Annotated in this window: 11 protein-coding genes; 2 read left to right on the top strand and 9 right to left on the bottom strand. The window is 71.2% G+C overall.

What is annotated here, in order from left to right:
* Window positions 1-23: 23 nt before the first annotated feature.
* The 5 genes from QSK34_RS13455 to QSK34_RS13475 all read right to left on the bottom strand — a co-directional run bounded on the left by QSK34_RS13455 (window position 24) and on the right by QSK34_RS13475 (window position 7,720).
* Window positions 24-3,800, bottom strand: a complete 3,777-nt coding sequence (locus QSK34_RS13455) for a type I polyketide synthase (RefSeq protein WP_285583765.1) — start codon at window positions 3,798-3,800, stop codon at window positions 24-26.
* A 20-nt stretch (window positions 3,801-3,820) separates the two neighbouring features.
* Window positions 3,821-4,864: a ketoacyl-ACP synthase III family protein gene (locus QSK34_RS13460; RefSeq protein WP_285583766.1), complete on the bottom strand. Its 1,044-nt coding sequence runs from the start codon at window positions 4,862-4,864 to the stop codon at window positions 3,821-3,823.
* Complete coding sequence (locus QSK34_RS13465) at window positions 4,864-5,115, bottom strand: acyl carrier protein (RefSeq protein ID WP_161478752.1); 252 nt, start codon at window positions 5,113-5,115, stop codon at window positions 4,864-4,866. Before QSK34_RS13465 ends, QSK34_RS13460 begins: the two co-directional genes overlap by 1 nt.
* Complete coding sequence (locus QSK34_RS13470; protein ID WP_285583769.1) at window positions 5,112-6,149, bottom strand: ketoacyl-ACP synthase III family protein; 1,038 nt, start codon at window positions 6,147-6,149, stop codon at window positions 5,112-5,114. The genes QSK34_RS13465 and QSK34_RS13470 overlap by 4 nt, the downstream gene beginning before the upstream one ends.
* Before the next feature lie 290 nt (window positions 6,150-6,439).
* On the bottom strand, window positions 6,440-7,720 hold the full coding sequence (locus QSK34_RS13475; protein ID WP_285583771.1) for a cellulose binding domain-containing protein: 1,281 nt from the start codon (window positions 7,718-7,720) through the stop codon (window positions 6,440-6,442).
* A 486-nt stretch (window positions 7,721-8,206) separates the two neighbouring features.
* On the opposite strand from QSK34_RS13475, the gene QSK34_RS13480 reads away from it, so the two are divergent.
* Complete coding sequence (locus QSK34_RS13480; protein ID WP_081898676.1) at window positions 8,207-8,428, top strand: hypothetical protein; 222 nt, start codon at window positions 8,207-8,209, stop codon at window positions 8,426-8,428.
* Between the two features lie 63 nt (window positions 8,429-8,491).
* On the opposite strand, the gene QSK34_RS13485 is transcribed toward QSK34_RS13480, so the two are convergent.
* The 3 genes from QSK34_RS13485 to QSK34_RS13495 all read right to left on the bottom strand — a co-directional run bounded on the left by QSK34_RS13485 (window position 8,492) and on the right by QSK34_RS13495 (window position 13,236).
* On the bottom strand, window positions 8,492-10,288 hold the full coding sequence (locus QSK34_RS13485; RefSeq protein WP_285583776.1) for an ABC-F family ATP-binding cassette domain-containing protein: 1,797 nt from the start codon (window positions 10,286-10,288) through the stop codon (window positions 8,492-8,494).
* Window positions 10,289-10,369: 81 nt separating this feature from the next.
* Window positions 10,370-12,016: a ribosomal protection-like ABC-F family protein gene (gene abc-f / locus QSK34_RS13490; RefSeq protein ID WP_285583778.1), complete on the bottom strand. Its 1,647-nt coding sequence runs from the start codon at window positions 12,014-12,016 to the stop codon at window positions 10,370-10,372.
* 347 nt (window positions 12,017-12,363) lie between these two features.
* Window positions 12,364-13,236 carry a sigma-70 family RNA polymerase sigma factor gene (locus QSK34_RS13495; protein WP_285583781.1) on the bottom strand — a complete coding sequence of 291 codons (873 nt, stop codon included), beginning with the start codon at window positions 13,234-13,236 and terminating at the stop codon, window positions 12,364-12,366.
* A gap of 83 nt (window positions 13,237-13,319) precedes the next feature.
* Between QSK34_RS13495 and QSK34_RS13500 the strand changes: the two genes are divergently transcribed.
* On the top strand, window positions 13,320-13,769 hold the full coding sequence (locus tag QSK34_RS13500) for a carboxymuconolactone decarboxylase family protein (protein WP_285583782.1): 450 nt from the start codon (window positions 13,320-13,322) through the stop codon (window positions 13,767-13,769).
* A 1-nt stretch (window position 13,770) separates the two neighbouring features.
* Here QSK34_RS13500 and QSK34_RS13505 read toward each other — a convergent pair whose 3' ends face one another.
* Window positions 13,771-14,445 carry a TetR/AcrR family transcriptional regulator gene (locus tag QSK34_RS13505; RefSeq protein ID WP_285583784.1) on the bottom strand — a complete coding sequence of 225 codons (675 nt, stop codon included), beginning with the start codon at window positions 14,443-14,445 and terminating at the stop codon, window positions 13,771-13,773.
* Between the last annotated feature and the right edge of the window lie 17 nt (window positions 14,446-14,462).

Below are 14,462 nucleotides of genomic sequence, written 5' to 3' on the forward strand. Positions count from 1 at the left end.
GATCGGATCCCCCGGGCCGCTTCTCAGCCTCCGAACACGGGCGCGATCTCGGGCTCTTTCTCCGTCTCCGGTACGGCCGCCAGAAGGAGTTCCACCAGGTGGTCGGCGATGGCGGAGATGGTCGGCTGCTGCCACAACAACGTCGTGGGCAGGCGGCAGCCGAAGCGCTTCTCCAGCCGCCGTCGGACCATGATGGTCATCACCGAGTCGAGCCCCTGCTCGACCAGCGGGCGCCGGATCGACAGGTCCTCCGGCCCCAGCCGCATGACCGTCGCGATCTCCGCCCGGATCTCCGGCAGGACGCGTTCGCGCAGGTCCTCCGGGGCCACGCCGGCGAACGACTCCGCCGGGCCGCCGAGGTCCTCCTCCGCCTGGAGGGGGGCGTCGATCACCGGGTAGCGCAGGCCGGTCAGGTGGCCGACGACCCGGCCGTCGAGGTCGGCGATGACCGCCCGGGCGGTGTCCTCCGCCGACGGGTCCACGGCCGCGTCGATGATCACCGTCGTGGGGGGTGTGCCGGTCAGCACCATCTCGTCGATGTGGACGACCATGCGGAGCACCGGGTCGCCCGGGAAGACGCAGGGGGCGACCGACATCACCGCGTCCAGGGCGGGGGCCCAGCTGTGCGCGTCGCCGGTGCGGACGGTGGCGCGCAGGGCGCCGTCGCCGCCGAGGAGGGTCTCGATCGTCCAGTCGAAACCCGTCGACGGGACGCCGACCGTGGCCAGGCGCTGGTGCACGAAACCCGGGTCCATCGGGGTCAGTGCGCCGGCGTCCGGGAGGACGTCGGGCTTGACCTGGCCGGGGGCGGCCACGTTCGCGGTGACGTGGACCAGCCAGGCCGGTTCGGGCTCGTCGGGGCCGGCGGGGGTGCGGGCCGCGAGCCGGACGGCCGGGGGTTCGTGCACGACCTGGATCTGGCGGCGTTCCGCCGTCATCAGCGGGTGCATCATCTCGACGTCGGTGAGGGTGACGTCCTCGTCCTCGGCGGCGTGCAGGAACGTGTTGACCAGCACGGCGGCCGGCACGATCTCGACGCCGTTGAGGGCGTGGCTGCCCGGGTAGGGGCGGTTGGCGTCCTGGACGCTGGTCTTCCAGACGCGGGTGCGGCTGCCCGCGAGGGTGGTTGCGGCGCCGAGCAGGGTGTAGGAGCCGGCGTCGTGGCCGCGGTTGTCGGTCTCCGTGTACGACTCGCGCCAGTGGCGGCGGTGCTGCCACGCGTACGGCGGCAGGTCCGCCAGGCCGCCCGACGGCTGCAGGCGGGTCCAGTCGACCTCGACGCCGTGGCAGTGGGCGGTGCCCACCGAGGCGAGGAAGGTCGCCGGCTCCGGCTGGTTGCGGCGCAGCGACGTGCCGACGAAGACGTCCTCGAAGCCGTGCTCCGAGAGGGTCTCGGTCACCGAGTGGGCGACCACCGGGTGGGGGGAGATCTCCAGGAAGACGCGGTAGCCGTCCTGCGCGGCGGCCGTGGTCGCGGCGGCGAGCCGGACGGGGTCGCGGAGGTTGGCCGCCCAGTACGCGCCGTCGAAAACGGGGGCCGAACGGGGGTCGGCCAGCGCGGTCGTGTACATCGGGATCTTGGCCGGCCCGAACGAGAGGTCGCCGACCCCGCCCGCGAGGGCGACGGCCAGCGGCGTCATCTGCGGGCTGTGGAAGGCGACGTCGGAGGCGACCCGCCGGGTCACGATGCCCTCGGCCGGCCAGTCGTCGAGCACCTCCTCGACCGCGTCGACGTCGCCCGACAACACGGTCGAGCCGGGCGCGGAGGAGATCGCGGCCACCAGGTCGGTGCGGTCGGCCAGCCGGTCGCACGCCTCCTCGAAGGACAGGTCGACCATGACCATGGCCCCCTTGCCCTCGGCCTGGCGCAGCAGCGCCGAGCGGCGGCAGATCAGGCGGGCGCCGTCGGCGACGCTCATCGCGCCGGCGGTCACCGCGGCGGCGAGCTCGCCGACGGAGTGGCCGATGACGGCCGTGGGCGTGACCCCGTGGGCGGTCCACATGCGGGCCAGGCCGAGCTGCATCACGAAGATCATGGTCTGGACGCGGTCGATGGTGTCGAGGTCGCCGTCGGTCAGGACCTGGCGGGGCGAGAAGCCGATCTCCTCGACGAAGATCGGGTCGATCTCGTCGACCAGCGACGCGAACTCGGGCACGCCGAGCAGTTCGCGGCCCATCCCGCGCCACTGGCAACCCTGGCCGGAGAACACCCAGACCGGCCCGGGGCCGAGGTCGGGCAGCACGTCGCCGGTGATGACCGACTCGGCCGGCACGTCGTCGGCGAGCCGCCGCAGCGCGGCCGTCAGGTCGGCGCGGTCGGCGCCGAGCACGACGGCGCGCCGGGGCAGATGGGTGCGGCGCAGTGCGAGGGTGTGCCCGGCCGAGGCCAGGTCGGCGCCCTTGTCGAGGTGGTCGGCGAGCACGCCGGCGTACTGCCGCAGCGCCTTCTCCGACGCGGCCGACAGCGGGAACGGCCGCTCCCCCGCCGTCTCGGCCGCGGGGACCGCCGGGGCCGCGGGGGCCTGTTCGAGCACGATGTGGGCGACCGTGCCGCCGTAGCCGAAGCTGGAGACGCCCGCCCGGCGGGGGTGGTCGCGGACCGGCCAGGCCGACTGCTCGGTGACCACGCGCAGGCCGGAGGTCTCCCACGGGATGGCCGGGTTGAGGCTGGTCAGCACGTTCGGCGGGATCGAGCCCCGGTGGAGGGCGAGCACCGCCTTGATGACGCCGGTGATGCCGGCCGCGCCTTCGAGGTGGCCGATGTTCGACTTGACCGAGCCGATGAGGCACGGGTCGTCGGCGGGCCGCCCGGCTCCGTACACCGAGGAGAGCGCGCCCGCCTCAAGGGGGTCGCCGAGCCGGGTGCCGGTGCCGTGGGCCTCGACGTAGTCGACCGTGGACGGCGCGACGCCGGCCTGCTTGCAGGCCCGGTTCATCACGTGCTCCTGGGCCTCGCCGCAGGGGGCCATGATGCCCTGGGTGTGGCCGTCCTGGTTGACGGCGCTGCCGATGACGAGCGCGAGGATCCGGTCGCCGTCGCGCTGGGCGTCCGACAGCCGCTTGAGCACGACCACGCCGACGCCCTCGCCGCGGCCGTAGCCGTCGGCCGAGGCGTCGAACGACTTCGACCGGCCGTCGGGGGCCAGCGCGCCGGCCGTGCCGAGCGTGAGGGTCTGGCCGGGGGTGACGACCAGGTTGACGCCGCCCGCGAGGGCGACGTCGTTCTCGCCGAGCCGCAGGCTCTGCGCGGCCAGGTGCAGCGCGACCAGCGACGCCGAGCAGGCGGTGTCGATCGCCATGCTGGGCCCGCGCAGGTCGAGGGAGTAGGAGATGCGGTTGGCGACGGCGCAGGTCGCCGCGCCGATGCCGGTCCACGCCTCGATCTGGGGCAGGTCCTCCAGGAGGCGGGCGCCGTAGTCGCCGGTGCAGACGCCGACGAACACGCCGGTGTCGGTGCCGCGCAGCTCGTGGGGCGGCAGGCCGGCGTGCTCCAGGGCCTCCCACGCGGTCTCCATCAGGATCCGCTGCTGCGGGTCCATCAGTTCGGCCTCGCGGGGCGACAGGCCGAAGAACTCGGCGTCGAAGCCCTCGATGTCGTCCAGGAAACTGCCGTGACGCACGGCGTCGCGCAGCGCGGCGGCGTTCTCGGGGCTCCGGTTCTCGTCCCGGCGCCAGCGGTCGGCGGGCAGCGGCCGGGTCGTGTTCCGGCCGGCGCACAGCAGCTCCCAGAACTCGTCCGGTGAGTGGACGTCACCGGGAAGGCGGCAGCCTATCCCGATCACCGCGACTGGTTCGGCCATCTGCGTTGGTTCCCTTCGGTTCAGACCCACGGAGGATTGTCGACGATCTTGATCACGGCGCTGGAGACGGTCACTCCCGGCCCGGTCCCGAGCATCAGCAGGTGGTCGCCGGGACCCAATTGGCCGTTCAGCAGCAGGTGGTCGAGGGACAGGACCTGGTCGCTGGCCCCGCAGTGGCCGATGGTGCGGCCGTAGTCCCAGGTCGAGCGGGACATGGGCAGGTCGAGCATGGTCATGCACCGCTGCTCGACGATCTCTTCCGAGTAGTTCATGAACGCCACCCGCGTGAGGTCGGCGGGCTTGATCCCGCTCTCGTCCAGGGCGCGCTCGACGACCTCCATCAGCGCCCGCTGGATCTTGAACAGCGCCGCGGTGGCCTCGCCCTTGGACATGACCTGCTGCCGGAACTGCTCGTTCCTGGCGGCGAAGCTCATCTTGCGGCCGACCGTGACGCCCGGCGGGAACAGGGGCTCGCTGCCCCGGTGCAGTTCCTCGGCCTCGGTCACGGTCGTCGTGCAGACCGAGGTCAACCGGGCGAAGCCCGGCTGCTTGGTGAGCACGAGCGCGCTGGCGGCGTCGCCGCCGACGTAGCCGGGGCCCATCCGCCAGCGGTCCATCAGCGGGGTGCCGTAGTTGTCGGCGGCGACCAGCAGGGCGGCCTGGCGGCCGGGCACGGCGGCCAGGTGGCCGGCGGCGAGTTCCAGGGCGAGGAACATGCCGTTGCAGCCCTGCCGGATCTCGGTGGCGAGCACGTCGCCGCCGACGAGCTGGCGCTGCAGGTAGGAGTGCGGGGGCCAGCCGTCGGGTCCCTGGTGCCAGGAGGAGGCGTACAGGAGCAGGTCGAGGTCGGCGGGCGCGCGCCCGCTGCGCTTGAGCGCGCTCCGCGCCGCGTGCAGCGCCATCTCCGGCGCCGGCACGTCACCCGCCACCACCGCCCCGGCCAGGTTGTGCAGCTCGGCCTCCTCGGCCGGGTACCACCCCTTGGCCACGGCCTTCTCGACGCTGACGACGGTCCGGGGGACGAAGGCCCCCACCCCGCTGATGTACGTGTCGGCGTAGCGCATCAGACGGTTTCGAGCTCTCTGACCATCGCCGCGATGGTCGCGACGTCCTGGAAGTTCTCGGAGTCGAGCTTGGCGGCGGGGATCGGCACGCCGACGTCCTTGCGGAGGAAGTTCAGCAGCCGCGCCGTGCGCAGCGAGTCGAGCAGGCCCGACGTGAGGAGCGGGGTCGTCTCGTCGACGACGATGTCGTCGCCCTCCTGGACGAGGTTCTCCTGGATGAAGTCGACCAGTCTGCGGTTGAGCTCGGTCATGCGCGCGGCCCTTCCTTGATGACCTTGAACACTGCGGCGGCGCAGGACGTGCCGGAGCCGAAGCCGACCATGAGCAGGTGGTCGCCGGCCACGAGACCGCCGGTCGCGAGCAGGTGCTCGAAGGCGATGAACTGGTCGACCGCGCCGCAGTGGCCGACGCGCCGCCCGTAGTCCCAGGTCGTCTGGTCCTCGTCGATGCCGAGCCAGGACATCTGGCCGTCGAGGTCCTCGCGGCGGCCGTGCGGCAGCGCCACCTTCGTGATGTCGGACAGTTCGATGCCGGCCTCGTCGAGGGTCTGCTCGACCTGCTGCATCATCGTCTTCTGGATGGTCAGGTGGATGCCGGTCCCCTGCTTCTTGAGCAGCCGCTGGCGGAACTCCTCGTGCCGGTCGCCGAAGCTCAGGCCGACGCCGACCGTGGCGTCGGGGGGGAAGAGGGGGTAGGCGCCGTCGTTGACCGCGTCGGCCTCGGGGATCACGGTCGCGTTCACCGACAGGAGCTGGGCCATGCCGTGGTCCTTGCCGAGCAGGAGCGCCGCGGCGGCGTCGCCGATCAGCGCGCCGGGGGTCATCCGCCAGCGGTCCACCAGCGGGGTGCCGTGGTTGTCGGAGGAGACGACCATGGCCGTCTGCCGTTCCGGCACGGCCATCAGGTAGCTCGCCGCGAGCTCCAGCGAGCTGATCATCCCGACGCAGCCGCTGCGGATCTCGAAGGCGGGCACCGGGCCGCCGAGCAGGTGCTTCTGGAGGTAGTGCTGCGGCTGCCAGCCGTTCGGGCCCTGGTGCCACACCGACGGATAGAGCAGCAGGTCGAGTTCCTTCGGGGACGACTCGCCCCAGCGCTCATAGGCGTCCACGACCGCGCGCCGCGCCATCTCAGGGGCGGGCATGTCACCGGCCACCGCCGCGCCGATCTGCCGGAACTTCTCGGCCTCCTCGGCCGGATACCAGCCCTCGCGGACCGCGTGCTCGACGCTCACGCTTTCCGGCACGTAGACGCCGAGACTCCTGACGAACATGTTGGGTGTACGCACACGTCCCCTAACTCAAGAAAGGAAGCGTCCGAATTAGATCGCGGGCCCGGGATATCAGCACCTCGGCCGTTCAGCGAAAACGGCGGGAAATGGGCCGGCGGGCCGCCAGGGGCAACACTAGGGGCGCACCGTCGGATAAATCAACGTTTCTGGTCGGCGACATTCCGTTAAGTAAACCCGACAGTACGTGTTGAGTTTCGGAAATGCGTCCCCGACTGCACGGCGCGGTTTTTTACGAAATCAAAGGGCGCCGGGCCGTCGCCATTCGGGTCGGGCCCGGCGGGTCGTCATCAGGGCACTCGCGTGCAGACGATGTTGTTCATCTTGAACTGGGCCGGAATGGCGTTCGTGCCGGTGGCGGTGGCCGAGAAGCCGAAGCTCTGGCTGGAGCCGGGGCCGATGTAGGAGTTGTGGCCGGCGTCCCGCGCGGTGACCTGGGCGCCGGTCTGGGTCACCGTGGCGTTCCAGGCGCTCGTGATCTGCTGGTTGCCCGACCACGTCCACGACACGGTCCAGTTCTGGACGGGGCTGGCGCCGGTGTTCTTGACGACCACGCCGCCGTTGAAGGCGCCGTTCCAGACGCCGGTGGAGTAGGTCACCTCGCAGGCGTTGCCGAGCTTGAGGCCGCTGCGCAGCCAGGTCGTGAAGTTGGGCCAGCTCGGATTGAGCGTGCCGGTGCTGACCGTCTCGCCGCAGTTGGCGGTGGTGCGGACGGTCTCGTTGCCGTACTGGGCCGGGTCCATGATCTGGACCATCATGTGGTCGGCGGCCGGGACCGAGACGAACGTGGCGTTGCCGCACTGCGCCTTGATCCGGTTGAAGAGCAGCACGCTCTGCCCGTGCGGCACCAGGAAGTCGGCCTGGCCGTGCAGGAACAGCAGCGGCGGGTCGCCGGAGTCGACGTAGGTCATCGGGTTGGCGGCGGCCACCGCGGCCGGACAGGTCTGGATCGGGCAGCCGACCAGCAGCGACTCGGGCGAGGCGGGCGAGTTGTGGTCGAGCCCCCCGGTCGGCAGGTTCTGCGCGTTCATCTGCAGGAAGTCGGTCGGACTGTAGAAGGACAGGCCCACGTGCACGGCGCTGGAGACGCCGGTGGTGCCGACGGTCCCCTCCAGCGCGGTCACGCCGCCCGAGAACACGGCCATCTGCGTCAGCCACGCGCCCGACGAGTCGCCCGCCATCGCGAAGCGGTTGGTGTCGAGCTGGTAGGTGGCGGCGTTGGCACGCAGATAGCGGATGGCCGCCTTGATGTCGTGCACCTGTGCCGGGAAGATCGCCTGCGCGCTCGACCGGACGTTGACGACGGCCACCGCGAAGCCCAGCGGGTTGAAGACGGCCGCGATCTCGGCCCCGAGGGGCTTGCTGTCATCGCTCGTCCACGCCGAGCCGCTGTGCCAGATCAGCAGCGGCCGGGGCGTCATCCCGGTGGACGGAAGGTAGATGTCCAGCAGGTGCCCCCTGCTACCGGCCGGCTGTGCGGGCGCGTAGGCGATGTCGGAGATCACCTGCGCGTGCGCCGGCGGCGCGAGCGCCACCGACACGCCAAGAGCGGCCAGCATGGTCATCGCCATGCCGACAACCGTGGCCATATGTATTCGAGCTTGCATAGTGCGACTCCGGTCGGTCGGATGATCGCCGCTCCCCCCGGCAGCGACGTCCTGCACGAGTGTCGCGGCTTCCATCGATATGGGCGGGGAGACGATATGACACATATGTCGCGATGGTCAAAATATTCTTAAGCCGTTTTTCAGAGCGGTATAAACCGGACCATACGCCTCGACACGGCGCGAAGACGTACAGATCATGCATGCTCTGGACGGGCCGTCGGATACGCACCTGCGAGGCCTTCCAAGGCCGCCGAGTACAGAATTGGACAGCCCCCGGAAAGTAATATCTGTTTCACCGACCGTGAATACGCGCGAACAAACGCCACCTCAACGGCCCTTTCGATGAAACTTTCACGTCTCACCGCGCCCGGATTCAACCGTGACAATTCTCCTAACGCGCGGTGAGTGATAATGTCCGCCCTCATGATCTCCACGTTCCCAGGAGGACGAATGCGAAAGGCACGCGCAGTTCTCGTCTCGGCCGTCGTGGTTCTCGGAGCCTCCGTGATGATCGGCGCCACCCCGGCCCACGCCGCCGACAAGCTGTCCGGCGTCTTCAGGACGTCGGCCGAGTGCGAGCGGATCGGCGCCCACGGCGTCGCCCAGGACTGGTGGGACGACTACTCCTGCGTGTGGGAGGGCCGCTACCGCTACTACTTCCTCTACGCGTGACCGATCACGACGACCAGTATCGGCGGTGTCGGGAAGGACACCGCCGTCACCGTCGGCCTTCCTTCAGGGTGACGCGCACAACCGGATCTCGCCGCCCGGCCAGCGGGAGCGCAACCACCGGTCGTGGCTCGCGACCACGATCGCCCCGGGGCCCGCGCCCATGGCCTCCTCCAGCTCGTCGCAGAGCCGGGGAGACAGGTGGTTGGTGGGCTCGTCGAGCAGCAGCAGCTCGGGCGGGTCCGCCACGAGCAGCGCCAGGGCCAGCCGCCGGCGCTGACCGACCGACAACTCCCCCACCCGCCGTCCGAGGTCCCGGGGTCCGAGCAGGCCGAGCGAGTCCAGCGGCACCGCCGCGGCACGCCCGGGACCGAGCGCCCGTTCGTAGGTCTCCCGCACGGTACGGTCCGGCCGGTCGAACACGGTGTCCTGAGCCAGCAGCCCGACCCGCACCCCGCTCCGCCGCCGCACCTGGCCCTGGACGTCGAGCCGCCCGGCCAGCACCGCGAGCAGGGTCGACTTCCCCGCTCCGTTCGGTCCCGTGACCAGCAGCCGCGCGGTGACCGGCACGTCGAGACACTCCAGCGTGAGCCGACCCGGCACGTGGACGTCGCGCAGCGACAACAACATCCCGTCCACGAACCCAGCGGACTCGCGGGATTTAGAGGACTCGCGGAACTCAAAGGACCCATCGGACTCGCGGGAGCCAGCGGACCCCATGGACTCGCGGGACCTGAAGGACTCAGAGGGCCCACGGGAGTCGCCGGACCGAATCGACTCGCCGGGGCCGGCGCTTTCGGACCCGGCGGGCTTTGTGGAGTCGGCGGTGAGCGCGGTGGCGTGGAAGCGCAGCGGTTGGGGCGGCTCCGGGACCTGGGCGCGTTCCCGTTCCTCCAGCCGCCGGGTGGCGTCGCGCACGCGTCGGGAGATCTGGTTCTGCACCCGGCCGCTGGTGTGGCCGTAGCCCATCTTCTCGTTGTCGCGCTTCACGCGGCCGGGCGCGACCTGGTGCGCCGTGACGGCGGCCGACCGGCGCAGTTCGGCGAGTTCCTGCTGCTCCTCGGCGAAGCGCCGCTCCCACCGCTGCCGTTCCGCGCGCTTCTCGGCCTGGTAGGCGCTGTAGTTCCCGCCGTACCGCACGGGCCCGCCCATCGCCGGATCGAGGTCGAGCACGTCGGTGCAGACGGCGTCGAGGAACGCCCGGTCGTGGCTGGCCGCCACGACGACGCCGGGCAGGCCGCGGAGTTGCTCCTCCAGGAACGCCGTCGCGGCGTCGTCGAGATGGTTGGTGGGCTCGTCGAGCAGCAGCGCCGAGGGCCGCCGCACCAGCAGCGCGGCCAGCGCGAGCCGTCCCCGCTGCCCGCCCGACAACGACCCGAGCGCCCGATCGTGCCGCACGCCTGCGAGACCGAGCCCGGCCAGCACGATCTCGGCCCGCCGGTCGGCGTCCCAGGCCTCGTGGTCCTGGGCGTGGTCGAGCCGTTCGCCGTACCGGCCGAGCAGGTCGCCGTAGCCGGGAGAGTCGGGCGGGACGTCGGCGAGCGCCGCGGCGAGCCGGTCGAGTTCGGCGAGGACGTCGCGGGCCTCGCGCAGGGCGTCGTCGAGCACGTCGGCGATCGTCGCCGCGGCGTCGAACGGCATCTCCTGGTGCAGGAAGCCCAGGTCGGCGGGCCTTACGACGTTGCCGGAGTCGGGTTCGTCCACCCCGGCCAGCAGCCGCAGCAGGGTGGACTTCCCCGCGCCGTTCTCACCGATCAGGCCGATCCGGTGACCGGGGGCGGCGGTGAGCGAGACGCCGTCGAGAACCCGCCGGGCGCCGAACGTGCGGACGAGATCATGGGCGAGCAGAGCCGAAGGGGACATGCGAAACCGCCAGGGAGATCGGACGTGCGGGCATGGGCGGGTCCGGGCCGCGCCTCGGAAAGGGCGCGGCCCGCCCGTCCCCTACGGCGAGGTCGTCTCGCGGCCCGGAGCGGCGCCCGTCTCCAGCAGCTGGCCCTCGGAGAGCCGCAACCAGCGGTCCACCCCGATCTCGGCGAGGAACCGCTCGTCGTGGCTGACCACCACGAACGCCCCTTCGTAGGCGGCCAGCGCGCTCTCCAGCTGGGCGACGCTGACCAGGTCGAGGTTGTTGGTCGGTTCGTCCAGCAGAAGGAGCTGGGGCGCGGGTTCTGCGTACAGGACGCAGGCGAGGGTGGCCCGCAGCCGCTCGCCACCCGAGAGCGCCCCGACGGGGAGGTGGATGCGGGACCCCCGGAACAGGAAGCGCGCGAGCAGGTTCATGCGCTGCGCCTGCGGCATCCCCGGCGCGAACGCCGCCAGGTTCTCGGCCACGGTCCGGTCGAGGTCCAGCAGGTCGAGCCGCTGGGAGAGGTAGGCGACCCGACCGTCGGCCCGCCGGGTCTGGCCGCCCTCCAACTCTCCGCCGATCACCCGCAGGAGGGTCGACTTGCCGACCCCGTTCGGCCCGGTCAGCGCGATCCGCTCGGGCCCCCGGATCGTCAGGTCGGCGCCCTCCCCGGCGAACAGGGCCCGCCCGCCGTAGTGGACCTGCATGTTCGTCCCGACGAACATCGTGCGCCCGGCCGGCACGTTGGTCCCGGGAAGCTCCAGCGTGATCTTCTGCTCGTCGCGCAGGGCGCGCCCCGCCTCGTCCAGCCGCGCCTTGGCCTGGCTGACCCGGGCGGTGTGCGTCTCGTTGGCCTTCCCCGCCGACTCCTGGGCGTTCCGCTTCATCGTCCCGGCGAAGATCTTCGGCAGCCCGGCGTTCTTGAGGTTGCGGGAGGCGTTGCTCGCCCGGCGCTCGGCCCGCTCGCGGGCCTGCTGCAACTCCCGCTTCTCCCGCTTCACCTCCTGCTCGGCGTTGCGCACGTTCTTCTCGGCCACCTCCCGGGCGGCCCGCACCGCCTCCTCGTACTCGGTGAAGTTCCCGCCGTGAAACTGGACCTCGCCCTGGTGGAGCTCGGCGATCCGGTCCATCCGGTCGAGCAGCGCCCGGTCGTGGCTGACCAGCAGCAGACACCCGCTCCAGCCGTCGAGCACCGCGTAGAGCTGGCGCCGGGCGTCGAGGTCGAGGTTGTTGGTCGGCTCGTCGAGCAGCAGCACGTCGGGCCGCTTGAGCAACTGCGCCGCCAGCCCGAGCGAGATGACCTGACCGCCGCTGAAGGTGCGCAGCGGCCGGTCGAACGAGACGTCACCGAGCCCCAGCCGGTCGAGCTGGGCACGGGTGCGCTCCTCGATGTCCCAGTCGTTGCCGATCGTGGCGAAATGCTCCTCACTGGCGTCTCCGGACTCGATGGCGTCCAGCGCCTTGATCACCGGAGCGATGCCGAGCACCTCGGCGACGGTCAGCTCCGCGGCGAGCGGCAACGTCTGAGGCAGATACCCCAGCACTCCCCCGACCGTGACCGACCCGGCCGCCGGCGTCAGCTCCCCGGCGACGAGCCGGAGCAGCGTGCTCTTCCCGGCGCCGTTGGGCGCCACGAGACCGGTCCGGCCGGCCGGGACGGTGAAGGAGAGATCCTGGAACACCGGGGTGTCGTCGGGCCAGGAGAAGGACAGGTTGGAACAGACGACGAACGCGTCGGACATGCGAAAACCTCATGCGTGAACGCGGGCGCGCAGGGGCCGCCCAGCAGGAAACAGGGGAACGACGAAGCGGCCACGGCGGCGGCGTCAACGCGCGCGTGCCTGCGGCCGATCAGTTCCGGTCTCAGCCGGAGATGTCGTCGTCAACCACCATGTCTGGTCTCCTGGTCACTGATCACACAGAGGTCCGGGTCCCGGAGGGGCACCATCGCCGAAAAGGCGATTCGGGGACGAACCGCCAACAGGCTGCCAAAGACCTGCGGCCCTGTCAACACCGACGCCCATCCGGGTGAACCGGCGGACACGGGTGCCCGGCCTCGGCTGCGCGAGCCCGCACTGGCCTCGCTCCCTCAGTCGGGATCCGGCAGGTCCGTCGACGCCAGCCTGGCCGGGTCGGTGACGCTCCTGATGGCGATGATGCGCCCCTCGGCGACGGTGAACGCCATGAGGGAGAGCGGGGTTCCGTCCGCACGCCAGGAAATGAATCCGGGCAGCCCGTTGACGAGCACCGCCCGTGCTCGCACGGCCGCGCCGCCGGCGACGCGCGACGACGCGCCGGTGGCCACCTTGGTGGACCCGAGGACGACCACCACGCCGTCGGCGCTGTCGACGGTCAGCCTCACCTCCGGGTCGAGCACACGCAGCAGTCCCTCGAAGTCGCCGTGGCGGGCCGCCGCCAGGAACGTCTGGATCACCTCGCGCTGCTCCCGCCCGGCGGCCGCCGGGCGCTCGGTGGCCTGCACCTTCCGGCGCGCACGGCTGGCCAGCATCTTGGTGGCGTCGGTGGATTTGCCGAGGATCCGGCCGATCTCTTCGAAGGGCACCGCGAACAGGTCGTGCAGCACGAACGCCAGCCGCTCGCTCGGCCGGAGCGACTCCAGGACGATCAGGAGCGCGTACCCGACCGAGTCGGCGAGCACCATGTCGTCGTCCGGCGCGGGACCGTCGTCGACCGTCACGACGAGATGGTCCCAGGACGCCTCAGGGCGGGCCTGCCGTGCTCGCAGGACGTCGAGACTGATCCGGCCGACCACCGTGGTCAGCCAGCCGGCGAGGTTGTCGATGGTCTCCGCGTCCTGCCGGAAGAGCCGCAACCAGGCCTCCTGGACCACGTCCTCAGCGTCGGCGTGCGAGCCGAGCAGGCGGTAGGCGACCGCGTGCAGCCGCTCGCGCTGGGCCTCGAACGCCGCGCCCACCGAGTCCGCCGGGCTCGTTTCGCACATGTTGTTACCTTCCTCGGATCCGCTCCGTCATAGGTCATGACGTGCCCGAACGGGCAAAGGTAACCGAAATAGGAGCGGCACCGATGGAAGCACGCATGAAGAGCCGGCCGAACGCCGACGTGACGACAGCCGTCCAGCACCTCTACAAGGCCATCCACGCCGGTGGCGTCGAGCCGCGCCTGCTCGGACTGGTGCATCTGCGCGCGAGCCAGATCAACGGGTGCAGCCCGTGCGTCTTCGCCGGGGTCGCGTCGGCCAAGAAGCACGGGGAGACCGACGAGCGGCTGCACAACGTCGCCGCCTGGCGCGAGACGCCGTTCTTCACCGAGGCGGAACGGGCGGCGCTCGCGCTGACGGAGGCCGCCACCCGGATCCAGGACGGCGCGCCGGGCGTGACCGACGAGATCTGGGACGCCGCCGCCGCCCACTTCGACGACACGCAGTTGTCCGCCCTCACTCTGGAGATCGCGCTGACCAACTTCTTCAACCGGATCAACCGCACGGTGCGGGAGCAGGCCGGCAAGAGCTGGTGAGCTAGGCCTTCGTGCCAGGAAGGACAAGGAGGCCGGTGGCGGCCAGGTGAAGGAGGCGGCCGAGGCGGCTGGGGAAGTCGACCTGGGTGTTGGCCAAGGCGGGGTCCTGCTGGGCGATGGCGACGGTGGCCGAGGGGTGGGCGAAGGGCCAAAGACCGGCGGTGCAGACGACGGTGACGGAGACGAGTTCGCGGGCCGCGGCGGGGGCGAGGGCGGGAAGGTGCCGGTGCAGCAGCGCGGCCAGCGAGTCGAGCAGGCGGATGTGCGCGAGTTTGAAGTCGCGGGCCGACTCGACGGAGATGTTGCGTTCGAGTTCTGAGCCAAGCGCGCTGAGGAGGTTGCACAGCAGGGTGCGGCGGGCGAGAGAGCGGGCCAGGGCGTCGGTCACCGCCTCGGCTGAGGACGGGTCGGCGGACGCCAGGTCGCCGGGGAGCTCCTCGATCCACTTCCCGAGGGAGCGGTTGAGGAGCTCGAAGAAGACGGCCTCCCGGGTCTCGAAGTAGCGCACGACGTTGGTCTTGGACAGGCCGACCCGGCGACTGAGCTCCCGCAGGCTGACGTCGCTGACCGGCATCTCGATCAAGAGTCGCGCCGCCGCGTCGAGGATGGCCTCCCTGCGGAGTTCGCGCTGCTCGGCACTGCGTGCCCGCTGGAAACCCGCCGCCCGGTCAGTCATCGTCGCCTCCCCGCGAA

This window comes from Herbidospora sp. NBRC 101105, from assembly GCF_030269205.1.
Classification (GTDB): Bacteria; Actinomycetota; Actinomycetes; order Streptosporangiales; family Streptosporangiaceae; genus Herbidospora; species Herbidospora solisilvae.